20 protein-coding genes are annotated in these 23,572 nt (G+C 70.9%); 15 read left to right on the top strand and 5 right to left on the bottom strand.

Going from position 1 to position 23,572, the window contains the following annotated elements:
* The first annotated feature begins 17 nt into the window (after positions 1-17).
* From CAP_RS38210 to CAP_RS38175, 8 genes are read left to right on the top strand one after another with little or no spacing between them, the layout of a single operon-like run.
* Positions 18-1,100, top strand: a complete 1,083-nt coding sequence (locus CAP_RS38210) for an ROK family protein (protein ID WP_052376714.1) — start codon at positions 18-20, stop codon at positions 1,098-1,100.
* Positions 1,100-2,410 (top strand): family 4 glycosyl hydrolase, encoded by a 1,311-nt coding sequence (locus tag CAP_RS38205; protein ID WP_052376713.1) that lies wholly within the window; start codon positions 1,100-1,102, stop codon positions 2,408-2,410. The genes CAP_RS38210 and CAP_RS38205 overlap by 1 nt, the downstream gene beginning before the upstream one ends.
* Complete coding sequence (locus CAP_RS38200; RefSeq protein WP_052376712.1) at positions 2,407-2,814, top strand: cupin domain-containing protein; 408 nt, start codon at positions 2,407-2,409, stop codon at positions 2,812-2,814. The genes CAP_RS38205 and CAP_RS38200 overlap by 4 nt, the downstream gene beginning before the upstream one ends.
* Complete coding sequence (locus CAP_RS38195) at positions 2,811-3,977, top strand: sedoheptulose 7-phosphate cyclase (RefSeq protein ID WP_044250119.1); 1,167 nt, start codon at positions 2,811-2,813, stop codon at positions 3,975-3,977. The genes CAP_RS38200 and CAP_RS38195 overlap by 4 nt, the downstream gene beginning before the upstream one ends.
* Positions 3,974-4,648, top strand: a complete 675-nt coding sequence (locus CAP_RS38190) for an HAD family hydrolase (protein ID WP_197041536.1) — start codon at positions 3,974-3,976, stop codon at positions 4,646-4,648. Before CAP_RS38195 ends, CAP_RS38190 begins: the two co-directional genes overlap by 4 nt.
* The gene (locus CAP_RS38185) at positions 4,645-5,961 is read left to right on the top strand and encodes a glycosyltransferase (RefSeq protein ID WP_044250118.1); all 1,317 of its coding nucleotides are present in this window, start codon (positions 4,645-4,647) and stop codon (positions 5,959-5,961) included. The genes CAP_RS38190 and CAP_RS38185 overlap by 4 nt, the downstream gene beginning before the upstream one ends.
* On the top strand, positions 5,958-6,818 hold the full coding sequence (locus tag CAP_RS38180; RefSeq protein ID WP_044250117.1) for a phytanoyl-CoA dioxygenase family protein: 861 nt from the start codon (positions 5,958-5,960) through the stop codon (positions 6,816-6,818). The genes CAP_RS38185 and CAP_RS38180 overlap by 4 nt, the downstream gene beginning before the upstream one ends.
* A gap of 3 nt (positions 6,819-6,821) precedes the next feature.
* On the top strand, positions 6,822-8,243 hold the full coding sequence (locus CAP_RS38175) for an MATE family efflux transporter (protein ID WP_044250116.1): 1,422 nt from the start codon (positions 6,822-6,824) through the stop codon (positions 8,241-8,243).
* A gap of 35 nt (positions 8,244-8,278) precedes the next feature.
* On the opposite strand, the gene CAP_RS38170 is transcribed toward CAP_RS38175, so the two are convergent.
* Positions 8,279-9,673 (bottom strand): CehA/McbA family metallohydrolase domain-containing protein, encoded by a 1,395-nt coding sequence (locus tag CAP_RS38170; RefSeq protein WP_044250114.1) that lies wholly within the window; start codon positions 9,671-9,673, stop codon positions 8,279-8,281.
* Between the two features lie 127 nt (positions 9,674-9,800).
* On the opposite strand from CAP_RS38170, the gene CAP_RS38165 reads away from it, so the two are divergent.
* Complete coding sequence (locus CAP_RS38165; RefSeq protein ID WP_044250113.1) at positions 9,801-10,418, top strand: glutathione S-transferase family protein; 618 nt, start codon at positions 9,801-9,803, stop codon at positions 10,416-10,418.
* On the opposite strand, the gene CAP_RS38160 is transcribed toward CAP_RS38165, so the two are convergent.
* The 4 genes from CAP_RS38160 to CAP_RS38145 all read right to left on the bottom strand — a co-directional run bounded on the left by CAP_RS38160 (position 10,381) and on the right by CAP_RS38145 (position 13,165).
* Entirely contained in the window at positions 10,381-10,866 is a 486-nt protein-coding gene (locus CAP_RS38160; protein ID WP_197041535.1) for a response regulator, read from the bottom strand. The genes CAP_RS38165 and CAP_RS38160 overlap by 38 nt on opposite strands.
* Before the next feature lie 5 nt (positions 10,867-10,871).
* Complete coding sequence (locus CAP_RS38155; protein ID WP_044250112.1) at positions 10,872-11,249, bottom strand: response regulator transcription factor; 378 nt, start codon at positions 11,247-11,249, stop codon at positions 10,872-10,874.
* A 13-nt stretch (positions 11,250-11,262) separates the two neighbouring features.
* Positions 11,263-12,042, bottom strand: coding sequence for a sensor histidine kinase (locus CAP_RS38150; RefSeq protein ID WP_197041534.1), 780 nt, complete (start codon positions 12,040-12,042; stop codon positions 11,263-11,265).
* A 379-nt stretch (positions 12,043-12,421) separates the two neighbouring features.
* Entirely contained in the window at positions 12,422-13,165 is a 744-nt protein-coding gene (locus CAP_RS38145) for a diacylglycerol/polyprenol kinase family protein (protein WP_052376711.1), read from the bottom strand.
* A gap of 164 nt (positions 13,166-13,329) precedes the next feature.
* Here CAP_RS38145 and CAP_RS38140 point away from each other — a divergent pair, with 164 nt between their 5' ends.
* From CAP_RS38140 to CAP_RS38120, 6 genes are all read left to right on the top strand, one after another.
* Positions 13,330-14,025, top strand: coding sequence for a glutathione S-transferase family protein (locus CAP_RS38140; RefSeq protein ID WP_044250110.1), 696 nt, complete (start codon positions 13,330-13,332; stop codon positions 14,023-14,025).
* 122 nt (positions 14,026-14,147) lie between these two features.
* Positions 14,148-14,315, top strand: coding sequence for a hypothetical protein (locus tag CAP_RS51440; protein WP_156041511.1), 168 nt, complete (start codon positions 14,148-14,150; stop codon positions 14,313-14,315).
* 10 nt (positions 14,316-14,325) lie between these two features.
* Positions 14,326-16,074 carry a proteasome accessory factor PafA2 family protein gene (locus CAP_RS38135; RefSeq protein ID WP_044250109.1) on the top strand — a complete coding sequence of 583 codons (1,749 nt, stop codon included), beginning with the start codon at positions 14,326-14,328 and terminating at the stop codon, positions 16,072-16,074.
* A 35-nt stretch (positions 16,075-16,109) separates the two neighbouring features.
* Positions 16,110-17,090: an aldo/keto reductase gene (locus CAP_RS38130; protein ID WP_044250108.1), complete on the top strand. Its 981-nt coding sequence runs from the start codon at positions 16,110-16,112 to the stop codon at positions 17,088-17,090.
* Complete coding sequence (locus CAP_RS38125; RefSeq protein ID WP_081865697.1) at positions 17,080-17,868, top strand: phytanoyl-CoA dioxygenase family protein; 789 nt, start codon at positions 17,080-17,082, stop codon at positions 17,866-17,868. The genes CAP_RS38130 and CAP_RS38125 overlap by 11 nt, the downstream gene beginning before the upstream one ends.
* A 227-nt stretch (positions 17,869-18,095) precedes the next feature.
* A partial coding sequence (locus CAP_RS38120) for an FG-GAP-like repeat-containing protein (RefSeq protein WP_052376710.1) occupies positions 18,096-23,572 on the top strand: 5,477 nt, incomplete at its 3' end.

Genomic DNA, 23,572 nt, shown 5'->3' with positions numbered 1-23,572 from the left:
GCACCGGGGGTCATTGCATGAGCGTTCAGGGCTGCACTCTCGTCTTCGACGTGGGGGGAACGAACCTCCGCGCGGGCCTCCATGACCCGACCACGGGCGGCATCGTCGCGGAACTCACCCGCGCTACCCCGAGCCTGTGGACGCTCCCAGGCCTCCGCGCCGAGGAGCTCCGTGCGCGGCTTCTGGAGGAGATGGAGGCCATGGGCCGCGCGCTCCTCGGCGAGTGCCACCCCGCGCTCGTCTCCGCTGCGCTGCCAGGTCCCGTCGACGACCAGGGCGACGTGCACGGCTGCCCCACCATCTGGGGCCACCTCGACCAGGGCCCTTTCGCTGTCCGCGCGGCCCTGGAGCGCACCTGGCCAGGGGCCCGGATCTTCGTCGTCAACGACGTCACTGCCGCCGGCTACCGCTACCTCGACGAGGGCGCCGGGGACGCGGGGAGTCTGTGCGTGCTCACGGTCAGCTCGGGCATCGGGCACAAGGTCTTCATTGCCGGGCGACCCGCGCTCGGGCCCTCCGGGCGAGGCGGCGAGATCGGACACTGGCGCGTCGATCTCTCGCCGGAGGCCCCCCTGTGCGATTGCGGAGGCCGCGGTCACCTCGCCGCAATCGCCTCCGGGCGCGGCGTGCTCCGCGCCGCAGCGCACCATGCCCGCAGAGATCCGGGCGCCTTCGGGCGCTCACCGCTCGGGGAGCGCTCCGGCGGCGATCCCGACGCGCTCGACAACCCTGCGCTCGCCGAAGCCTTTCGCGGCGGCGACCCCTGGGCGCACGACGTCGTGTGTGCAGCCGCGCAGCCGCTCGGCCAGGCCCTCGCCGCGATCCACCTCGGCGTGGGCACCGAGCGCTTCGTCCTGGTGGGTGGCTTCGCCCTCGCGCTCGGCGAACGCTACCGCGCCGAGGTGGCGCGCGCTGCCGCGGCATGCACCTGGGGCCCCCCCGAAGACTGGGATGCCCGCGTCACGCTCGGCGACGCCCACGAGCCCATCGGCCTCCTCGGCGCCGGCCGCTACGCGCTCGCCATGGCGGCCGGTTCATCCACCGCATCCACCACGCCAGCCGCATCCACCGCGCCGCAGGCCCAGCAGGAGGTTCCGTGATGGCCGCGAAGATCACCGTGCTCGGCGGCAGCTCCCCCTTCACAGCCGGCCTCGTCGAGGCCCTCCGCAGCGCCCGCGTCCCTCCCGCCGCGCTCTGGCTGCATGGCCGCGACACCGGCGCGCTGGACGCGATGCGCCTCCACGGCGAAGCCCGTCTCGGCCCCCTCGGCTGGACGGCCCGGAGCACCACGGCGCTCGTCGAGGCCCTCGAAGACGCAGACCTCGTGGTTCACCAGGTCCGTTACGGAGGCCTGGAGGGGCGCGCCGAGGGAGAGCGGCTGGCGCAGGCCCACGGCCTCCCTGCGGACGAGACCCTGGGCCCAGCCGCGCTGCTGGCCGCCATCCAAGCCACACCCGCGCTCATTGCGCTCGCCGACACCGCCCGGCGCACCTGCCCGGGGGCCTGGATCGTCAACCTCACCAACCCCCTCAGCATCGCCACCGCCGTCCTCGCGCGGGCCGGCCTGCGGGCTGTGGGCCTCTGCGAGCTGCCCGTGGCCACCTTCCGCCACGCCTGCGCCCGCCTCGGCGTCGATCCTGCCCAGGCATCGTTCCGCTACACCGGCCTGAACCACCGCGGCTTCCTGGTCGAGCTGCGCGCCGGCGGCCGCGATCGCCTTGCGGATCTCGCCCGCGCGCTCGGTCAGGGCGACCTCGACGGCATCACCGCCGCCGACATCGAAGCGACCGGCGCACTCCCCCTCAAGTATTTCCGCCTGCTCCGCTCGGGTGCCGCGACGCACGCCACGACGCACGCCGCGCCCCCGACCACCCACGCCGCGCCCCCGACCACCCACGCCGCGCCCCCGACGCCCCAGGCTGCGCCCCCGACGACGCAGACCGGGCGCGCCGCCTACCTCACCTGGCTGCGCGGGCGCATCCTCGACGAGATCCAGCGCGCCCCCGGCGTCGCCCCTCCCAGCCTCTCCGGGCGGGTGATGGAGTGGTACCCGCTCGCCGTGGTGCCTTTCCTGGAGGCCCTCCACGCAGCCGACGGGCGCGTCGAGGTGGTCGACCTCCTGGCCGCGGACGGCATCGTCCGGGAGGTGCAGGCCCGCGTCCTGCCCGATCGCCTCGACCCCCTCCCGGAGCCACCTCTTGGACACCCCGCACGCGCCGCGCGCGCCGCTCCCTGGCTGCAGGCCTTCGCCGCCCAGGAACGCGCAGCCCTGGACGCCGCGCTCGCGCCAGACCGCGCCCGCATCGAGGCCGCGCTCCTGGCCGACCCCCTCGTCCCCGGTCCAGCCGTCGCACCGCTCACCGAGGCGCTCTCGCGCGCAGCGAACGCGGCGCACGCGAGGCCGACATGACCCGGCCCCGTGTCTTCAGCTTCGACGACCCGGGCTTCCAGCGCGCCCTCGCCCACCACGGCGGCGCCCCCATCCTCTTCCACCGGGTGGCGGACGCGCGCAGCGGCGCGGCCAACTGGATCGACCTCGTCATCGTCCCCCGCGGCGCCGACATCGGCCTGCACACCCACGGCGACGGCGACGAGGAGGTCTACGTCATCCTCGCCGGCCGCGGACGCATGACCCTCGACGCCCACGCCTTCGAGGTCGGCCCGGGGCACGTGGTGGTCAACCGCCCGGGCGGCACGCACTCCCTCGTCAACGTCGGCGAGGACGATCTCCGGCTCGTGGTGGTCGACGTGCGGGTCCCCCCGCCCGGAGGCCCCGCGTCCCCCCCAACACCGCAGCAACAGGAGGAACCGTGAACACCACCCAGGAGCAGCTCACCGACATCCACACCATGCGCTGCACGTCGAAGCGATCCTACGACGTGCAGATCGCCCACCGCGTGCTCGACCCCGACAACGACGCCCTCGCCCGGCGCATCGGCGGCAGGCGCGCGCTCGTCGTGACCACGCCCAGCGTGGCGCGGCTCCACGGCGAAGCCCTCCAGGGCTACCTCGCGCGCCACGCCCCGGACACCGACGTCGTCACCCTGGAGTGCAGCGAGGACCACAAGTCCCTCCGCCTCGTCGCCCGGCTCTGCCACGAAGCGCAGCAGCGCGGCCTCGACCGCAAGGCCGTGCTCGTGGGCCTCGGCGGCGGCGTGTGCACCGACGTGGTCTCCGTCGCTGCCTCCGCCATCCGCCGCGGCGTGGCCTGCATCCGCGTCCCCACCACCCTCATCGGCCAGATCGACGCCGGCATCGGCGTGAAGGGCGCCGTCAACTTCGCCGGCAAGAAAAGCTTCTTCGGCTGCTTCTACCCACCCGAGGCCGTGCTCATCGACCCCGCCTTCCTCGCCACCCTCCCCCAGGCCTTCCTGCGCTACGGGCTCGCCGAGATCGTCAAGATGGCCCTGGTCCGCGACCGCGAGCTGTTCGAGCTGGTCGAGGCCCACCACTCAGCGCTCCTCCGCTCGAACTTCGCCGAGCCGCCCCACGAGGGCGAGCGGGTGATCTGGCTCTCGGCGAAGCGCATGCTCGAAGAGCTGCAGACCAACCCTTACGAGGACCAGACCTACCAGCGCCTCGTCGACCTCGGCCACACCTTCAGCCCCCTGCTCGAAGCCGCCTGCGACTTCACCATGCACCATGGCCAAGCTGTCGCCATCGACCTCGCCCTCACCGTCACCCTCGCCGAGGCCCTCGGCGTCCTCTCCGGCGCCGAGCGTGACCGCGTGGTGCGCCTCCTCCGCCAGAGCGGCCTGCCCACCACCTCCCGCCTCCTCACCTCCGAGCTGTGCCGCGAGGCCCTGCGCGAGGCCGCGCGCCACCGCGGCAGCGCCTTGAACCTCGTCTTGCCCGTCGCGATCGGCAAGGCCAGCTTCCTGGAGCGCGTCGAGGACCTCCCGCCAGAAGCGCTCGACGCCGCCGTCGCCCGCCTCGCGCAGGAAGCAGCGGCCGAGATCGCGGAGGGCTGGTCATGAGCGCCATGCCGATCCGGGGCCTGCTCTTCGACCTCGACGGCACCCTCGCCGTCACCGACCCCCTGCACTTCCAGGCGTGGCGCGCGACGCTCCTCGAGCACGACGTCACCCTCGACGAGGCCGGCTACCAGGCCCGCGTCTGCGGCCGCCAGAACCCCGCCATCGTCCGCGGCTTCTTGCCCGCCCTCCCCGACGCCGAGGCCCAGGCCCTCATCGCCCGCAAGGAAGCCCGCTTCCGCGCCGCCGCCACCGCGCTCACGCCCCTGCCTGGCCTCGGCGCGCTCCTCGACCTCGCCCGCGCCCGCGGCCTCCACCTCGGCCTGGTCACCAACGCCCCGCGCGACAACGCCACCCACATGCTCGCCGCGCTCGGCCTCACCGACGCCTTCGCGAGCATCGTCCTCGGCGACGAGGTGGCCATCGGCAAGCCCGACCCCACCCCTTACCGCGTCGCCCTGGAGACGCTCCGCCTCGCCCCTGCCGAGGCCATCGCCTTCGAGGACTCGCCCTCCGGCATCCGCTCCGCGCGCGGCGCTGGCATCGCCACCGTGGGCGTCCTCTCCACCCACCCGGCCGAGGAGCTCGTCGCCGCCGGCGCCGCCCTCGTCGTCCCCGACTTCGCCGCCGTGCCTCTCCGCGGCTACCTCGCCGGCCTCGGGGTGCCCTCGTGAGCCCCCGCGCCTCGAACCGCGTGCGCGTCCTCGTGCTCTCCTTCGAGTACGGGCCCCTGCGCAACGGCGGCCTCGCCACCGCCATGGACGCGCTCTGCGGCGCCCTCGACCGGCAGTCCTTCGAGCCGGTCATCGTCCTGCCGCGCTCTGGCCTCACCCCACCCTGGCCCCGCGCCGACCGCGTCACCGGCCCTCACTGCGAGGCCGAGGTGTTCCGCCACGACGGCTGCGAGATCTGGCTGCTCGCGAGCGAGCGCCTCGACGACGGCGTGATCTACCCCGAGCCAGCCAGCTACGCCTGCATCAAGAAGTTCGACGACTATGGCGAGCGCATCGCCGAGCTGCTCCCGCGCCTCGACGTCGACCTCGTCCACCTCCAGGACGTGTTCGGCTACAAGTGCATCCTCGCCGCCCGGCAGCTCGGCAAGCCGGTCATCCTCACCATCCACCGGCTCCACGACGACGAGCCCCCGTCCGCGTTCGCGGAGCTGTGCGCGGTCCACCTCGCGGACCACGTGACCACGGTGAGCCACGCCTACCTCGCCGACAACCCGGGGTTCTTCAACGCCGCGCGCGCCACCCGCGTCATCCCGAACGGCGTCGACCTCGCCTTCTGGCACCCGCCGGACGGCGAGACCGTCACCCAGGGCAGGCCAGCCCGGAAGCAGCACCTCCTCGACCGCCTCGGGCTCCCCCCGCGCCCGACCTTCGCCTTCATCGGCCGCCTCGACGGCGAGCAGAAGGGCCTCGACGTCCTCCTCGACGCCTGGCAGCGCGCCCGCAACGAGGCCGCCTTCAACCTGCTCGTGGTCGGCGAGGGCGAAGAGCCCGTGCGGGTGCAGGTCGAGGCCGCCGTCGCCACCGGCCCCGCGGACCGCATCCGCTTCATCCACCGCCATTGCGACCCTGCCGAGGTGCGCGCGCTGCTCGGCGCCATCGACGTGGTGCTGATCCCCTCACGCTACGAGCCCTTCGGCCTGATCCAGCTCGAAGCCATGGCCATGGGCGCCATCCCCCTCGCCTCCCGCACCGGCGGCCTCGCCGAGGTCATGGTCGAGATGGACACGCCCTCCGGCTTCGGGCGCCTCTTCCCGCCAGGCGACACCGCTGCCCTCGCCCAGGCCATGATCGATCTCGCCCGGCGCGCCGAGGCCGACCCCACCGCGCTCGATCCCCTGCGCGAGGCCGCCGCCGCGCGCGTCGAGGCGCACTCCGCCGCGGTGATGGCCCGCCGCTACGAGGCCCTCTACCGGGACGCACTCGCCGAAGCGCTCGCCGAAACCCCCGCTCTCGCCACGAGGAGGTCACCATGAGCTTCGAGCCGACCGACGCAGAGGTGCAGTCCTTCCACGACCACGGCTACCTGGTCCTCCCCTGCCGCTTCGGCGCGGACGACGTCCGCCGCATGCGCGACGAGGCGGACCGCATCCTGGAGCTGTGCATCAACTCCTCGCTCGCCAACCAGCGCAAGAGCGGCCGCCTCAACATCATCCAGCGCCCCGGCGGCCCCCAGGTGGTGCGGCGCATCCAGCCCATCATCGACCTCTCGCTCCCGCTCCACCAGTTCAGCCACGACCCGCGCCTGCTCGACCCGCTCCGGCACCTGCTCGGCGGCGAGGTCGCGCTGATGGAGGAGAAGATCACCTACAAGGAGCCGCTCCCCACGCCCGTCCAGGGCCTCCCCTGCGAGGAGGACATGGACGACCGCTTCGTCGTCCACAGCGACTGGGCCTACTACAAGGACCAGGGCTACCCGAAGGGCCTCATCTCCACCGCCGTGTGCCTCGACGACTGCACCGAGGCCTCGGGCCCCTTGCGCGTCTGGCCCGGCAGTCACCTCGTCCACCGCGAGCACGAGCGCACCCCCTTCGGCCGCCAGGTCCTCCCTCACCTGCTCGACCTCCACGGCGGCGAGGACGTGCTCGCCCCCGCGGGCTCGATGATCCTCTGGCACGCGATGCTGGTCCACAGCTCGCGCCCCAACGTCTCCGGGCGGCCCCGCCGCCTCATGATCTACAGCCACTACCTCGCGGACGCCGGCCTCGGCTTCGACGCCAGGAACGGCCCCCTCCGGCTCGCCGAGTCCCCCTGGGAGTGGCGCTACCAGCGCCTCAAGGACGCCGGCGCCTTCCAGGACGTCTTCCACGCCCCGCAGTTCCCGGAAGGCTGAGCCATGTCCCTGCGCGCCCGCTGCACCGATCGCGATTTCCTGCGGCGCCTCGTCGGGCTGGCCGCGCCGATCTCGATCCAGCAACTGGTCACCTCGTCGCTCTTCCACCTGGTGAACGCCATCCTGCTCAGCCACCTCGGCGAGGCCGCCCTCGGCGCGGTCTCCCTGGTGGGGAGGATGGGCGGCATCGCCAGCCTGGTGCTGGGCGGCATCGCCGGCGGGGTGAGCATGTTCTGCGCCCAGCTCGGCGCGCGCAGCGACCGCGGCGATCGCGGCAACCACAGCGCCCGCGGCGACCGTGACGACATCGCGCGCGTGCTCGGCGCCGGCCTCCTCGTCACCAGCGCCTTCACCCTGCCCCTCGCCCTCGCTGCCGCGCTTGCCCCGGGCGCGGTGCTGCACCTCCTCTCCAGCGACCCCGGCGTCATCGAAGCGGGCAGCGCCTACCTCCCGCTCCTCGCCCTGCAGTACCCCCTCCTCGCCGTGATCCTCGTCTTCTCCGCCGCCGCGCGCAGCCTCGGCCGCCCGCGCTTGCCCCTCGTCACCGCGGGCATCGGCGCCGCCGTGAGCACCCTCCTCAGCTACGGCCTCGTCCTCGGCCGCCTGGGCCTCCCCGCGCTCGGCGTGCACGGCGCCGGCGTCGCCGCCCTCCTCTCGCGCCTCCTCGAAGCCGCGCTCCTCGTCGGCGCCCTCTACCTCGGCCCGCGCACCACCCCGCGCGCCGTCCCCCTCCCGGCCCTCCCCTTTCGCGACGGCACCCTCTCCCGCTTCCTCGCGCCCACCTGGCCCCTCGTCCTCAACGAGCTGCTCTGGGCCCTCGGCACCTTCGCCTACGTCGCCATCTACGCCCGCATGGGCACCGGACCGCTCGCGGCCATCGGCGTGCTCACCCCCATCCAGTGGGTCTGCATCGACGTCTTCGTCGGCCTCGGCTCCGCCGCCGGCATCCTTCTCGGCCAGGAGCTGGGCGCTGGCAACGAGGCGCGCGCTTACGACCTCGCCGTCCGCATCTCCATCGTCGGTCCCGCCTTCGCCGCCCTCGGAGGCGTGGTGATCGCCTTCGCCTCGGGCCTCCTCCTCGCCCCCTTCTCCGGCGTCGGCCCCGCCGCCCTCGGAGGCGCCCGGACCATGCTCTTCATGTTCGCGGCGACCCTCTGGATCCAGGTCTCCACCATGATCTCCTGCCTGGGCGTGATGCGCGCCGGCGGCGACACCCGCTTCATGCTGCTCTTCAACACCGGCGGCACCTGGCTCCTCGGCCTCCCCCTCGCCTGCGCGGCCTTCGCCCTCGGCCTGCCCATCGAGGCGGTGTTCGCCTGCACCCTCGTCGAGGAGTTCTTGAAGATGCTCCTCTGGACCCACCGCCTCCGCTCCCGCCGGTGGATGCGTGACCTCGGCGCGGCGCCCCTCCCATCGAGGCCCTAGCGCGCGGAACTCTCGGCCGGGCTCTCCCGACCCAGCTACTCCACGTAGATCGGGTTCGAGAGCACCCACGGCACGTTGCGGATGTACTTCTCGGGCGTCGTCCCCAGGTATGGCCGCAGGTGGCGCGGCACGATGCGCACCTCCACACGGTGCGCCCCCGGCTCCGCGGAGGCCACGTCGATGGTGGCGCCTTCTGCCACCACCTCCGTCCCTGCCCCCGTCACCCGCAGGAGGCGCATGGTGATCTCCGGCGCGTCCGCCACCGGATCCGGATCGAGCAGCGTCGGCGCCACGGCGTGCAGCGACGACCCTGCCGGCACCACGCCGCCCATCTCCACCGCCGCGCCGCCGCGCATCGCGTGGAAGTCGAAGCCCTGAGGCACCCCGAGGATGTCGAACGCCACGTAGCTCCGCCCCGCCCGCACCGCGTCCTTGATCTGCCAAGGGTCGGGCTCCGCCGTCTCCACGGGCAGCAGCACGTCGTTCGAGAACCACCGCATCAGCCGCCGGAAGCTGTCGCCGCGCTCCCCGTCGCGCATCGTCCCTGCCAGCACGTTCTGGTGCACGTCGGTCCCCGCGGTCCCGGGCAGCCGCCGGGTGACGAGCTGCTCGTCCCACAGCGTGAAGTACCGGGGCAGCTCCTCGAAGAACGCGAGGAATGACAGGTCGGGCTCCGGCCCCTCCTCCCCGCCCGCGTTGAACGCCAGCACCTCCGCGACCGCGGTGAATGAGTCGAGCCCGAGCCACTCCGCCCGGATGTCGGGATCGATCGAGGCGTGCAGGTTGAAGACCTCGATGGCGTCCACCGGCGCCGCGGTGACCTGCTCGGGCGTGTGCGACTCGGTGTGGGGCAAGAGCACCAGCCCCCCCACGTCGCGCATCGCCTGCGCGGAGGCCTCGTCGGAGCCGCGGTAGATCGCCTGCCGCGCCTCCACGTCACCGGGCACGTGCCGCTCCAGCCCCGCCGACATCAGCGCGTTCTCGTGGCCCACCGTGATCAGCACCCGCCGCCCGTCGTCGCACCCGAGCTGGTTGCCTGCGATGGTCCCCGCGTCGGACAGGACCGGCTCGTCCCCCGCGCCGACGAAGAACAGATCCTCGAACGGCTGCTCCGCCATGTGGTCGGGGTGATCGGTGAGGAACACGAAGTCCACCCCCGCCTCGCACACCCCCCGCCGCAGGTCGGCCGCGCAGCCCGGGTTGGGCTTGCCCTCGGCGGTGAGCCCCTCCCCGTCGCAGGCGTCGTGCGAGTAGGGCGAGTGGCTGTGGATGATCCCCCGGAACGGCCGGAGCCCGCGCGCGCCCTGGAGGGCATCGCTCGGGCTCCCGAGCCGCTCCCAGGGGCGCGGCTTGGGGGCTTCGGGGGGCGGCGCTGCCTCGCTCCCACACCCGAGGAGCAGCACCGCGGCGATCGTCACGAGGGCACGCATGGGCGGCGAGTATATGGCCGGAGCCTGGGATCGCGACACGACAGACACCCGATTCCCCCGCCGCCCGTTCCGGATTACGCCTCCGCCCCGGATCCGCGCACAGGGTCCACCACCCACAGGAGATCCCATGAAGATTTACGGACACCCCATGAGCACCTGCGCACGCAAGGTGCTGACCGTCCTCGCCGAGAAGGGCCACGAAGCCGAGATGGTCCTGGTCGACCTGATGAAGGGCGAGCAGAAGAAGCCCGAGTTCCTGAAGCTCCAGCCGTTCGGGGTGATCCCCGTGCTCGACGACGACGGCTTCATCCTCTACGAGTCGCGCGCGATCATCCGCTACCTCGACCAGAAGCTCTCCGGCACCTCGCTCACCCCGAGTGACCCCAAGGAGCGCGCGCTCATGGAGCAGTGGATCAGCGTCGAGACCTCGTACCTCTCGCCCCCGGCGATGAAGATCGTGGCGCAGAAGCTGTTCGTCCCCATGCGCGGCGGGCAGACCGACGAGGCGATCGTCGAGGTGGGCCGCAAGGAGACGGTCCGCACGCTCGACATCATGGAGCAGACGCTCTCGAAGCAGGAGTTCCTCGCGGGGAACAGCTTCTCCCTCGCCGACGTGAGCTGTATGCCGTACCTGGGCTACCTCTTCCCCGCCGGGGCCGGCGACCTCGTGACCTCGCGGCCCGGCGTCGCTGCCTGGTGGGAGCGGATCAGCTCCCGTCCGTCGTGGCGCAAGGTCGCTGGCTGACCTGGATCGACACGATCCGCGCGAGTAGCCGCTCGAAGTTCACCGGCTTCCCCTCCCACGCCTCTGCCCCTGCCTGAAGGCAGCGCCGCTGCGCCTCCGGCGTCACGTGCGCCGTCAACGCGATCACCGGGATGCCCTGCGTCGCTGGCATCGCCTTGAGCCGCTCCATCGCCTCGATGCCGTCGAGCACCGGCAGGTTCAGGTCCATCAGCACCAGGTCGGGCTGGAGCGACGCGGCCATCGCCACCCCCTCCGCGCCGTCCTGTGCCCACAGCACCTGGTAGCCCCGGCGCCGCAGGCGGCGCACCAGGATGTCCCCGCTCATCAGGTGATCCTCGACGAGCAGGATACGGTACGGCCGCTGCGCCGCGCCCTCGGGCGGTGGGTCTCCCGGGCGGGGCTCGCTGGAGCAAGGCCCGTCGGAGGGCGGCATGGACTCCCAGTGCACGGGTCTCAGCTCGCCGCCGGCTGGTTGAGGACTGCGCGCACCGTCGCCACCATCTCGTCGAGCGGCGTCGACTTGGGGATGTACCCCTCCACGTGCAGCTTCTCCGCGAGCCCCTTCAGCTCCAGGGCATCCATGCTGCTGCACAGGAGGACCCGCACCGCGCGGATGCTCTCCGTGCCCCGGATGAGCTGCACCAGCGTGCCCCCGTCGAGCGCCGGCATGAGCACGTCGAGCAGGAGCGCGTCGTACCCCCCGCGCTTCAGCTCCCCGATGGTCCCGAACGGCCCATCCCGCATCGTCACCTCGAACCCGGCGCGCTCCAGCTTGCGCTTCATGATCTGCCCGAAGGAGGGGTCGTCATCGACGATGAGAATCCGCGCCATGCAGTCTCCCTGGCTACCCACCCGTCGCGACCACGGGCGGAGGTTCGGGCTCGATCACCGCGCTCCCCGGCGCTGCACCCTCCTCGTGCAGCGCGCGGGGAGGAGAGCCTGGAAGCCGGAGGACGATGGTCGCCCCGGCCTGCACCTGGAACTCGCCGCCGAGCAGCTCGCAGAGCTCCCGCGCCAGCAAGAGCCCCACTTGCGCCCCCGCGTGGAGGCGCGCGCCCGACCAGCTCGGCGCGTTCTGCGCGCTCTGTGCCGACGGGTGCGCCGGCACGGACGGGATGCTGCCCGGCTCCGCGGCCCCTTCGGGCTGGGCCAGCATCTGGATGGCGAACCGCGCGCCCGTGCTCCCTTCCGGCGGCGTGACCCGGAGATCCACGACCCCGGGCCCGCTCAGCTCCGCCACGCTCTGCACCATGCACGACAGGCACTGCGCGAGCCGCGCCGGATCCAGCACCGCGCTGCCCGCGTCGGCAGGGCACCACAGCTCCAGCCGCTGCCCCCGCGCCGCGAGCGCTGGCGCGACCGCCGCCGCCACCTCGGCAGTCACCGCCGCGAACGACAGCGGCACTGGCGCGAGCGCGATCCGACCTACCTCCACCTTCGCGAGATCGACGAGGCGGTTGATGAGATCGAGGAGCACCCTGCCGCTCGCGCGGACCTGCTCCAGGTCGTCCACCCAGTCCTCGTGGCCCGCGTCGCGCAGCTCCTCCTGGAGCAGCTCGCTGTACCCGATGATCGAGTTGAGCGGCGTGCGGAGGTCGTGCCCCAGCGTGGAGAGGAGCGACACCACGGCCGAGCTGGAAGAGCCGCTCGCGCGAGGCGACCCACCCTCGCTCGCTGTGGTCGCTGAACGTGAAGAATGGGTCACTTGGTCGGCTTCTACCGCCGCGTCACGCGGGGAGCGTGCTGCCGCCCCGAGCGTGATGCAGCAGCGCCGATGATGCTATGCGCGCCGCCATCCCGCCAGACGTCAACACGACGAGGAGTGCCGCCATGCGCGCGTCGTGAACGCTCGCGCATGTCCTGCCCGCAAACCTTCCATGAAGCTGCCTGAAGCTGCGCCCTGTGCCTTCGTCCGCAGCCTTCCGACTCCACCTGACCACACCGTGACCCTCGCGCCTCCATCGGCCGCGAGATCACCCGAAACCAGCGTCTCCTGTCGCGGCTCACACCGCCGGCAGCACAAGGCTGGCGGCGGAGACGGCGGCGGCGACCGAGACGGGGATGGTGAAGTTGTCGTCGAGGCGGGTGGAGACCAGCTCGGCGATGGCGCCGGCGGTGGCGCCAGCGAGGGCGAGCAGCAGCATCGCGGGCAGGGAGAGCGCCTCGGCGTGGAAGATGGCGAGGGTCGCGAGGGCGACCAGCGCGCCGGCCACCACGAAGGCCAGCGTGCCCTCCAGGGAGCGGCTCTCCCGGATGCGGGTGCGGCCGAAGCGGCGGCCGATGAAGCCGGCGGCGGGATCGGCGAACGCCAGCACCACCACCCCGACCTCCGCGGCGCGGGTGGGGGCGAGGAGAGAGAGGCCGACGAGGGCGGTGAGATACCAGGTGGAGGAGTTCACCTGGTGGCGCTCGTGGGGGTGCGCGACGGGCGAGAAGACGCGCATCAGCACGCGGTTCACCGTGGCGCTGCGGCGGCGGGCGAACTCCATGCTCCAGGCCCACGTGGCGAGGCTACCGCTCACGGCGACGAGCCAGGTGCGCTCGGGGAGGAGCCGGAGCATGGCCAGGGCCACCAGGCCGGAGGCCACGTGGAACAGGCTCCGCGTGATGTTCTCGGCGCGCACCGGCCGGGATGGGCTGTGCGGCGCAGCGGTGGTCGTCGTCGCGGGGGTGGCCTTCGCGCTCGGGGGCAGAGAAACCACGTCGGTGCCAAGCGCGGAGAACTCGTAGGCGGACTTCGACGACACGGCCGCGCAAGCTAGCGCCCGGGCGGTGGGCGAGCTTCAGGATTCTGTCATTTCATCAGGTCCTGGGCTGGATCCAGACGTTCCGGCGTCCTGGCGCGCGGTGCTGCGTCGCGTCAGGCATTGCACCTCGCCTCGGAGGGGTCGGTCGGTGTGAACTGCGGCCCATGAGCCTCGTTCTTCATGATCTCGTCTTCCAGGAGGACCGGCGTCCGAGCCCGTTCTGCTGGCGCATCAAGATGGCCCTCGCCCACAAGGGGCTGCCCTTCCAGACCAACCCGGTGCCGTTCACGGGCATCCGCGATCTGCACGGTGGCGCCTACCCGACGGTGCCCATCCTGGACGACGGAGAGCGCACGGTGCACGACTCCTGGGCCATCGCGGACGACCTGGAGGCGCGCTACCCGGAGCGTCCGCTCTTCGGATCCCCTGGAGAACGAGGGCTGTGTCGCTTCACGGAAGCGTGGCTGTTCACCGCCGTGTTTCCCCTCCTCCTCCCCATGTACGTGCTCGATCTCCACGACCACACCCTGGAGCGGGACCGCGCGTACTTCCGCGCGAAGCGCGAGAAGATGTTCGGTCACACCCTGGAGGAGGCGAGCGCGGGCCGCGAAAAGAAGCGCGACGCGGCGCGCGCGAGCCTGCAGCCGGCGCGGATGACGCTCAAGAAGCAGCCGTTTCTCTCGGGCGAGCAGGCAGGGTACGCGGACTACATCGTCGGCGGCGCGCTGCACTGGGTCGCCTCGATCGGGACGCTCCCGCTGCTCGAAGCGGGCGACCCGCTGGTCGACTGGTTCGAGCGCCTCCGGGACCTGCACGGCGGCGCAGGACGGACGAGCCCCACCTACGCCCTCGTGGGTTGAGGTCGCCTTTCCGGACGCTGGGACCGGAACCTTGCGCATCCGGAGGTCCAGCAACTCCATGCTCCATTCTTGATCCAGGGGGCTCGACTTTCGGGGGCAGGGTTCTGATAGCTTCCTCGTTCATGCAGTCCGCGAAGATCCAGGTCCTGAGGAAGATCGAGTCGAGCGAGGCGTTCGAGAGCGATCGCACCGCGTTGCACGACGCCTTGCTCCGCGAGATCGCGAAGGACGCGCGGCAGGAGCCGGAGCGCTACCTGCAAGACAGCATCGTGCCGGAAGGCGGCGAGTAACGCGCAGACGATGCCCCGCCTCCTCGGGCTGGAGACGGAGCTCGCCATCCGGTTCTCCTCGGCAGACGCTGGAGAGAACCTGGACACGCTGCCGGCGCCCCTGGTGGCGCTCAGGAAGCGGTATCCCCACCCTGGCAACCGGATGATCTACGAGGCGCTCTCGGGCGCCGTCGGAGAGCTGGTCCATACCCAGCCGGGCGACAGCCACGGCGTCGAGCAGGCGCGCTTCTTCACCGAGAGCGGGGCGTCGGTCTGCTACGAGGCGCTGCCGCAGGCGCGCGACGGAGGCCTCGTCGAGGTGGCCACGCCCGAGTGCGACGACGCCGGGCAGCTCGTGTGTCACCAGCGGGCCATCGAGGCGCTGCTCCTGCGCGCCATCCCCGGCGCCTCGCGGCGGCTGCGCGACCTGGGGTTCGAGGGAGAGCTCGCCCTGCTCAAGAACTGCCGCGACGCCGAGGGCCACATCTACGGCGCGCAGGAGAACTACGAGGTCGAGGTGGCCCGCGGCGCCTGGCTCTGGGTGTACCGGGCGGGGCTCACGCTCGGAGCCCCGCTCGTGGTGGTGCAGGCGCTGCTGCTCTGGAGCGTCGCGCTGCTCCTGGTGGCGCTGCTGACGGTGGCGATGGTGGTGCTCTTGCTGGTGGGGCTCGTGGTCCCCCGGCTCCGCGGTCACAGCCTCCTCGACAGGCTGCTCGCCGACGATCACCCCACACGCGACCGGTGGATCAACAAGGTGGGGCACGTGCTCGACCAGGTGATCAGCGCCCCCGGCATGCTGCTCTCCGCGCTCGTCATCCGCGCCATCGCCTTCCGGCGAGAGCGGCGGGTGGCGCTCGGTTTCCTGGTATCGCGGCCGATCCTCACCGGGACCGGGTCGCTGGAGGCCGACGGGAAGTTCGGGCTGAGCGAGAAGGGCCCGGCCATCCAGCAGCTCACCCGAGGAGGCACGGGCTCGGCGAACCGACCCCTCTTCGACACCGGCAACCTGATGAAGGACGTGTTCGCGCCCGCGCGGTTCCGGCTGCGCCCCTACCTCGCGCTCTTCAGGGCGCGGCAGCGGATGCAGCTCGGCCTCTCCGACGCGAACGTGGCCCAGGCCGCGGAGTTCCTCAAGGTGGGCGTGACCTCGCTGGTGCTGGACATGGCCGAGGCCGGGGCGCTGGACGACGCGCCGAGGCCCGCCGATCCCATCGCCGCGCTGCGGACGATCTGCGCCGACCCCACCCTGAAGGCCGAGGTGGCGATCGAGGGCCAGGGTCCGATGAGCGCCCTCGCGATCCAGCGCGCGTACCTGGCGAAGGCGCGGGAGTTCGTGCGGAATGCACCGGCCATGTCGCTCGGGGCGCGCCAGCTCCTCACCCTGTGGGGCGACGCGCTGGACGCCCTGGAGGCCGATCCCACGCGCCTCGTGGGGGCGCTCGACTGGGTGACCAAGCGCTACCTCATCGAGGCTGCGGCCGGAGACGCCCCGTTCCCGGTGCAGAAGAAGGTGGACCTGCGCTACCACGAGCTGGGGAGCGGCTACTTCGCGCGCCTGGAGCAAGCGGGCATGGCGCGGCGCGTGGTGAGCGAGGAGGAGATCGAGACCGCGATCCGGACGCCCCCTGCGTCGACACCTGCGCGGCTGCGCGGGCAGCTCGTGCGCGAGCTGGCGGGAGAGCGGCTGCCGGTGCGCGTGTCGTGGGACTCGGTGCGGGTGGGAGGTCGGATAGGCGGCAAAGTCATCCCCTTGCGACCACGGATCCGGCCAGAACGCTGAGCATCCAGCGCGGTCGCCGTGTACACTCGGCGGCCATGAACGTGCCAGGAACAGGCAGGGGGGTGGCGCGGCGGCAGCCGGGAGAGCCGCCGCTTCTCATCGTGGGGGCCATGAATTTCGGGGGGAGGACGACGCAGGCCGAGGCCGAGCGGATCGTGAACCGCGCGCTGGATCGAGGCCTCGTCGCCTTCGACACCGCGAACGCCTACAACGACGGGGAGAGCGAGCGCATCCTGGGCCGCACCCTGCGGGGCCGCCGCGAGGGCGTGCACCTGGCGACGAAGGTGGGTCTGCGCCGCTCCCGCGGCAAGGCCGAGGGCCTGAAGCCCGCCCACGTGCTGCAAGCCGCCGACGAGAGCCTCTCCCGCCTCGGCGTGGACTACGTCGACCTCTACTACCTGCACGCGCCCGACCCCACGACCCCGGTGGACGAGACGCTGGACGCGCTGAACACCCTCCTCGATCAGGGCAAGATCCGCAGCTACGGCGTGAGCAACTTCGCCTCGTGGCAGATCCTGGAGATGATCCAGCGCCAGGACGCCGCGGGCCGCCCGCGCGCGGCGGCCTCCCAGGTGCTCTACAACCTCCTCATCCGTCAGCTCGACGTCGAGTACGCCGCCTTCGCGAAGCGCTACCCCGTGCCCACCGCAGTCTACAACCCGCTCGCGGGCGGCCTGCTCACGGGCCGCTACGAGGGCCAGCCCGTCCCCCCCTCCGGCTCTCGCCTCGGCGGCAACCGCCTCTACCAGCGCCGCTACTGGACCGAGCGCATGCTGGAGCTGGTGGCCGCCTACCGCGCCGTCGCCGTGGAGTCGGGCATGAGCCTGCTGGAGCTGTCCTACGCCTGGCTCGCGCGCCGCGAGGTGGTCGACGCCATCCTCCTCGGCCCCGCCACGGTGGAGCACCTCGACGCCGCCGTCGACGCCTGCGAGCGCGACCTCCCCCACGAGGTGGAGCGCCGCATCGAGGGCATCCACGCCGAGCACATCGGGACCGACGCGACGTATGCGCGGTGAGGCGTGGCTCGTCGACGACGCAACCAGGGATCTCCAGGGCGCCCTCGCTGACTTCAAGGCGCGTGGCGTGGCGCGCCTCGGGCGGGCCCTGTCCGACGAGGGCCTCGCAGCCCTGCGCACGCGCGCCGAAGACCTGATGCTCGGCCGGGTGGTGTACCCCGGCCTGTTCTTCCAGCGCGAAGCGGGGAGCGGTCGCTACGAGGACCTGCCCTACGGAAAGGGCTACGAGGGCCCGACCCTCGACTACCGGAAGATCGAGAAGCTGGAGAAGGACCCGCTCTTCTTCGCGTGGCTCCAGAACCCGCTGTTCGAGCAGGTCGCGCGCGCCGTGATCGCCGACGACGTGGTGATCTACCGCGCCGTGCTGTTCAACAAGCCAGCCTGGGGCGGCTCACCGCTCCCCTGGCACCAGGACGGCGGCAGCTTCTGGGGCCTCGACCGGGAGCCCGTGCTCCAGATCTGGACCGCGCTCGACGACGCCCCCGAGGGCGGCGGTTGCCTGGAGGTGGTGGAGGGCAGCCACCTGGACGGGCTGGCGACACCGCTCGGCGGGGTGATCCCGGCCGGGCACGTGCAGGGCCGGGAAGCCGAGGCGCGGGCGGTGGCAATGCCGGCGCGCGCAGGCGAGGTGCTGCTCATTCACAACCACCTGTGGCACCGCTCGGCGCCGAGCCAGACGGGCCGCCCGCGAAGGGCGTTCACGGTCTGCTACATGAGCGCGTCGACGCGCTGCCTGCGCAAGAAGCGCGCGCCGCGGGTGTTCACGCCGGTGTTCTGAAGCCGCTTGCGATTCCAGCAGGCAATGGCGTAGAGGAGACGTCAATCCATTCACCGGAGCCAGTCATGCCCCTCTCGCGTGCAACGCGTTCGTCTCATGGTGCGTTAACGTCGGCTTCCGCGCCCGGCCACCGCCGGCCCGCCACGCCACCCGCAGCCAACCTCTGGCGCGTCCCCTCTTTCCTCACCCTGCTGTGCCTCCTCGCCGCGAGCTGCTCGGACAGCTTGATGGACCAGCCCTCCATCGAATCGGCGCAGAAACTCGAGGATGAACCCACCATCGAGCTTCCCCCGGAGGCGTGCCCCGAGGTGGACGAAAGCCTCTTCCCTGAACACATCGAGATGGCTACGGCGGAGGCAGGCACCCTGGCCGGCACGTTCTCGGCATCGAAGACGGGCGAGGCCCACTACTCCATACCGCTGCCCATTCCCCCGGGTCGCGCCGGAGTGCAGCCGACACTCTCCATCGAATACAACAGCGGCTCCGGGGAGGGCTCGCTGGGTATGGGCTTCACCATCGGTGGGCTGTCGGCGATCACCCGATGCCCGCGGAACATGGAGCTCGATGGCGTGGTCGAAGGCGTGGAGGACACGGTCGAGGACCCTCTCTGCCTCGACGGCGTGCGCCTCGTGGGCTTGACGGATCCTGGTGATCCAGATGCCGGCCTCTACGCAGCCGAGTACCGGACCCGGCCCGACACCTTCACGAAGATCGTCACCGACGTCGGCAGAGAAGACGGCTGGGCCCTGGACAAGGGGCCGCGCTCCTTCACCGCCTACACGAAGGCGGGCCTGATCATGGAGTACGGCCGCACCACGAACAGCCAGGTGCTCGCGCGCGGTGGCGTGGTGCGCTCCTGGCTGCTCAACCGCATCAGCGACCGTCACGGCAACACTGTCGACTACAGCTACCTCAACGACGTCCACGGAACCGAGGGCTACACCATCGCCCATGAGGTGGAGAAGATCGACTACACCGGGCACCCGAACGCGCCGCCCTCGCGCTCCATCGTCTTCAGTTACGAGAACACCTTCAACAAGCCTCCCAGATACGCGCGCGGGATGAAGTTCGACCGCCAGCGACGGCTGGAGAGCATCACCATGCTGGCGCCGACGCCGGTTCGCTCCATCGGCTTCTCCTACACGACAGGAGCGGCCACCGGCAGGGCGCTGCTCGAGAGCATCGAAGAATGCGCGGGTGGGACGTGCAAGCCGCCCACGCGCTTCTTCTGGCACAGCGAGGGCAGCCCGAGCTTCACGCCGCTCAACACAGGCCTCGACGCACCGCTTTCACCGGGCGGCAGCGTGATGACCTTGGACATGACGGGCGACGGGCTCGACGACATCCTCATGACCGACGCGGATGGTGCCGGAACCACAGCAGAGGACATCATCACCAACTGGCTCTTCGCGCCCAACGTCAGCCAGGAAATCGCTCCAGCATTCTACGGTGCGAGGAGCCAGATCTACCAGCTCGGTCATCCTGGCGCGTCGGTTCCGATCCAGCCCGAGCTGGGGACGCCCATCGATTACAACCAGGATGGGCTCATGGACATCCTCGTCCATGACACGTATGCGATCGACGCCAACTGGCGTGTGTTGCTCACGAATCCGAGTGGCGGCTTCACCAGCGTGAACACCGGAGTGGCGCATCCATTCTACCTTCCCCCGCTCGCGTCGCTGGTGCATCCGACGGCGTCCGCACACCTCGCCGACGTCGACGGTGACGGCGTGAGCGATCTCATTCAGTGCAAGGACGAAGGCACGAACGAGTACGTCTGGACCCTCCACCGCTGGAGACCCTCCCCGCAGGGATTTTCGACCACCGGACAGACCATCGCGGATCTGGCGAGACTCGAGTGCAACACCGAGCTGTACACCGTCGACATCGACGCCGACGGCAAGGTGGAGCTGGTGGTGCACGAACTCCTCCGGACAAGCGATGATGTCGCGCAGCTCAATGACCTGGAGGCGCTCAGCTACACGGGGAGCAATGACTGGTCGCACATGGAGCTCGACCTGCCGGCGCCGAGCGAGGGGCGGCTCATCTTTCTTGACCTGAACGCCGACGGCCTCCCCGATGCGCTGGCGGGGGGCTACACCGACTCTCAACCGTATACCTTCATGAACACCGGCGCGGGCTTCAGCCTCCCGGTGGCGAGCTTCCCCTCCACCCTTGGACTGCCCTCGTCCGTCGTGGAGCCCAACCGCTACATCAACGTGGCGGTGCCGATCGACATCGACGTCGATGGTCGCCAGGACCTGCTCATTCCCATGGGGGGCGCGAGTGGCCTGCCTTCCTGGACGGTGCTTCGCTCCCGAGGGGATGGCACGTTCTCGCTGTTCAACCCGAACCTCCCCACGGAGGTCGTGCTCTTCGATGGCGCCGCTCCCACCCTCTGGGATCCGCACAGCCCCAGGCTCACGGACCTCGACGGCGATGGCGTCCAGGACCTGCTCCTCGTCATCAATGACAAGATCCGCGCCTTCAAGAACGCGCTCCACAACGAGGATCTGCTGGTCGGCGTCGTGGACGGGCTCGCACCACGCAACCTGACGGACCCGGATTTCAGGCCACGGGTGGCCATCGAGTACGGGAGCCTCGTCGACCTCCACGCGACGACGGCATCCAGCACCAGCGCGCCCCCGGCCGAGTCGAGGAGCTACCTCGCAGGGAGGACGTCGTCGGCGCCCTGCGAATACCCGGTCCGCTGCGTGGTGGGTCCGAAGCAGGTGGTCACCGGTTACCAGCTCGACGCTGGCGTGGCCGAGCCTCGCCATTTCCAGGTCGTCTACCGCGACGGCCGTTACCACCGCCTTGGTCTTGGCTTCCTCGGCTTCCGCACGCGCATCGTCCGCGATCTCGACAAAGGCTCCGGCATCGTCGAGACCTACGACAACCGCACCTACGACGGCGGCCTGCACGCCTTCCCTTTCGCGGGGCAGATCGTCAACGAGGTGCGCTACACGCCCAGCCTCTCGTTCGACGGGAACCCCGGCGATGGAGCGCTCGAGCTGCGCCACAAGACGGTCCTCCGCCTCCCTGCTCCGACGTTCGGGGGGCGGAGTTTTTACACCGTCCCAGCCCTCAGCACCGAGCAGCGCGCGCAGGATCAGTACAACGCATCGGGTGGCCTGACCCTTGAAGCCGCCGCGCTCCAGCCCTCAGGAAACCTGGTCGCGCTGGGGTTCACGCGCCGTGGAATCACCGACTACGACGCCTTCGGGAACGTGCTCTCGGAGTTCACCTCCACGCCTGGAGCGGAGGAGCTGACGATCACCCGCACGGTCTCCAACGACGATGCGCGATGGCTCATTGGCAAGGTCGGGCTCCTCACGGAGTGCAGCACCGCCGGAAGCATGACCCAGTGCCGCAAAACCGCTCGGTGGCACAATGCCGTCACGGGAGACGTGCTGGCACAGGTGGCCAGCAGCGCCGATGACGACCCGGAGACCTGGATCAGGCTGCTTTACTGGCGCGACTCCTTCGGCAACATCGTGGCCACGCGGGCGAGGGTGGCGGACGGCACGGTGCGTGAAGGGTGCACGAGGTACGACGCCGAGGGTCTGTTCCCTGCCGTGGAGCGCAACCCGGCGCAGCACGTGACCCGGTTCAACGTCGACAAGATGGGTCTGCTCACGGGACGCCTCGACGCCGAGGGCCGCCTCACCCGCTTCATCCGCGACGGCTTCGGCCGGCTCACGCGTGAGATGCGGTCGGATGGCACCGACACCACGTACACGCTCAGCCGCGTCCAGAGTGGCGGACCTCTGCACGACGAGTGGAGCCTTGAGCTCACCACCTTCGAGCAAGGCCGCCGCAGGGACAAGGTCCAGTACGACAGCCTGGGGCGCGCCGTGCGCTGGTGGAAGGAGGGCGTCCAGCTCGCCACGCCCAGCGTGCCGCGCATCTTCGAGGAGATCCACTTCGATGCCTTCGGCGAGAACGTCGCCTGGAAGAGCATCCCTCACGCGGATCCCGCGCCACCGGGCCCCCCGCCCAGCGGTGACACCTACTTCCACGACGGCACGGGCCGCGTGGTCCGTCACATCACGCCCTGGGGGGCGGAGACGACCTACGCGTACGAGGGCTCCCGCACCACGGTCACCCGCCCCGGTGACGTGACCACGATCACCCGGAACGACGCTCTCGGTAGGCCTGCGGAGATCCGTGACAATGCGGATGGGACCACGACCTACGCCTACGGTCCCTTCGGTGGCCTGCGGGACGTCACCGATCCCGAAGGCCACAAAACCACGACCGAACGCGATGCTTACGGTCGTGTGCGCCGCAGCGTCGATCCGGATCGCGGCGAGACGATCTTCTCCTACAATGGCTTCGGCGATCAGACTGGCTCGCGCGACGCGCTCGGTCGAGAGATCGAGTTGCAGCATGATCCGCTCGGCCGCGTGGTGCGCCGCACGGACGATGATGGCGTGACCCTGTTCCGCTGGGACACGGCTGCCCACGGAAAGGGCCAGCTCGCCGAGGTCGAGAGCCCGGACGGGCACCAGACCACGTACCGGTACGACACCGTCGGTCGCCTGGACCAGACGACGCTCACGGTCGGCAGCGAGCAGTTCGTGACGGGCTTCGGCTACGACGCCTACGGACGCCTGAAGACCACCACATACCCCAGCACGCCTGGCCTGGGCGGCTTCACGGTGCAGAACGAGTACGACGCCTACGGCCATCTGCTCGCGGTGCACGAGCCCGCGACAGGCAACCTGTTCTGGCTGCTGGAGCAGGTCGACCAGGTGGGGCGCATCGAGATCGAATCCATGGGCTCCGGCGTGGCCACCACCACCCGCACCTACGACGACGAGAGAGACCGCGTCGCGACCATCAGGACCGACGCCGGTAGCGGCGTGCTGCAGGAGCTCGCTTACCTGTACGACGACCGCCAGAACCTCGAACGCCGCATCGACAACCGGCAAGGCGCGACCGAGTCCTTCCGCTATGACGATCTCGATCGGCTGACGTGCGCGCAATTTATCCAGATCCCCACCTGCACCGCTCCTTACCGCTACTCGGATAGCGGAAACCTGCTGCATCACCCGACGGTCGGAGAGATCACGTACGACCCGCAAGGCCAGCCACACGCCGCCCTCACTGCCGGCAACGACAGCTTCGTCTACGACGCCGTGGGGAACCAGATCGAGCGCCCAGGCGCGGACATCACCTACACCGCGTTCAACCTGCCAAAGACGATCGTCCGCGCGCAGGGCGGCAACGTGAGCTTCGCCTACGACGGCCTGGGACAGCGCATTCGCAAGACCACGCCCACCAAGGAGACGATCTACGTCGGCGACCTGTACGAACGGGTGACCGCCACCCCGAGCGGCGGCGTCGAGCACCGTTACAAGATCTCCTCCTCGGAGCGGGTGATCGCCATCCTCACCCGGAGGAGCACCGGACCCGAGCAGCTCCGCTTCCTGCACACCGACGCCCTCGGCTCGGTCGACGTGGTCACCGATGACGCGGGCGTGGAGCAGGAGCGACGCAGCTACAGCGCCTTCGGCATCCGGCGTCAGGTCCCGGGTACCACGTCAGCGCCCTTCACCTGGCTGACCAACCTCGGCTTCACCGGACACGAGGACGACGACGAGCTCGGCCTCGTGAACATGAAGGGCCGCATCTACGACCCCAAGCTCGGCCGCTTCCTCACCCCCGATCCGGTCGTGGCCCAGCCCTGGTCCACCCA

This window comes from Chondromyces apiculatus DSM 436, assembly GCF_000601485.1.
GTDB classification, from domain to species: Bacteria; Myxococcota_A; Polyangia; order Polyangiales; family Polyangiaceae; genus Chondromyces; species Chondromyces apiculatus.
Note: the sequence above shows the minus strand (reverse complement) of the source record. Positions and strands in the feature narration are given on the sequence as shown.

Excerpts from the sequence above, each read along its gene's own strand:
- CAP_RS38210 (WP_052376714.1), top strand. The coding sequence starts at position 18 with ATGAGCGTTCAGGGCTGCACTCTCGTCTTCGACGTGGGGGGAACGAAC.
- CAP_RS38205 (WP_052376713.1), top strand. The coding sequence starts at position 1,100 with ATGGCCGCGAAGATCACCGTGCTCGGCGGCAGCTCCCCCTTCACAGCC.
- CAP_RS38200 (WP_052376712.1), top strand. The coding sequence starts at position 2,407 with ATGACCCGGCCCCGTGTCTTCAGCTTCGACGACCCGGGCTTCCAGCGC.
- CAP_RS38190 (WP_197041536.1), top strand. The coding sequence starts at position 3,974 with ATGAGCGCCATGCCGATCCGGGGCCTGCTCTTCGACCTCGACGGCACC.
- CAP_RS38180 (WP_044250117.1), top strand. The coding sequence starts at position 5,958 with ATGAGCTTCGAGCCGACCGACGCAGAGGTGCAGTCCTTCCACGACCAC.
- CAP_RS38175 (WP_044250116.1), top strand. The coding sequence starts at position 6,822 with ATGTCCCTGCGCGCCCGCTGCACCGATCGCGATTTCCTGCGGCGCCTC.
- CAP_RS38170 (WP_044250114.1), bottom strand. The coding sequence starts at position 9,673 with ATGCGTGCCCTCGTGACGATCGCCGCGGTGCTGCTCCTCGGGTGTGGG.
- CAP_RS38165 (WP_044250113.1), top strand. The coding sequence starts at position 9,801 with ATGAAGATTTACGGACACCCCATGAGCACCTGCGCACGCAAGGTGCTG.
- CAP_RS38155 (WP_044250112.1), bottom strand. The coding sequence starts at position 11,249 with ATGGCGCGGATTCTCATCGTCGATGACGACCCCTCCTTCGGGCAGATC.
- CAP_RS38140 (WP_044250110.1), top strand. The coding sequence starts at position 13,330 with ATGAGCCTCGTTCTTCATGATCTCGTCTTCCAGGAGGACCGGCGTCCG.
- CAP_RS51440 (WP_156041511.1), top strand. The coding sequence starts at position 14,148 with ATGCAGTCCGCGAAGATCCAGGTCCTGAGGAAGATCGAGTCGAGCGAG.
- CAP_RS38135 (WP_044250109.1), top strand. The coding sequence starts at position 14,326 with ATGCCCCGCCTCCTCGGGCTGGAGACGGAGCTCGCCATCCGGTTCTCC.
- CAP_RS38130 (WP_044250108.1), top strand. The coding sequence starts at position 16,110 with ATGAACGTGCCAGGAACAGGCAGGGGGGTGGCGCGGCGGCAGCCGGGA.
- CAP_RS38125 (WP_081865697.1), top strand. The coding sequence starts at position 17,080 with ATGCGCGGTGAGGCGTGGCTCGTCGACGACGCAACCAGGGATCTCCAG.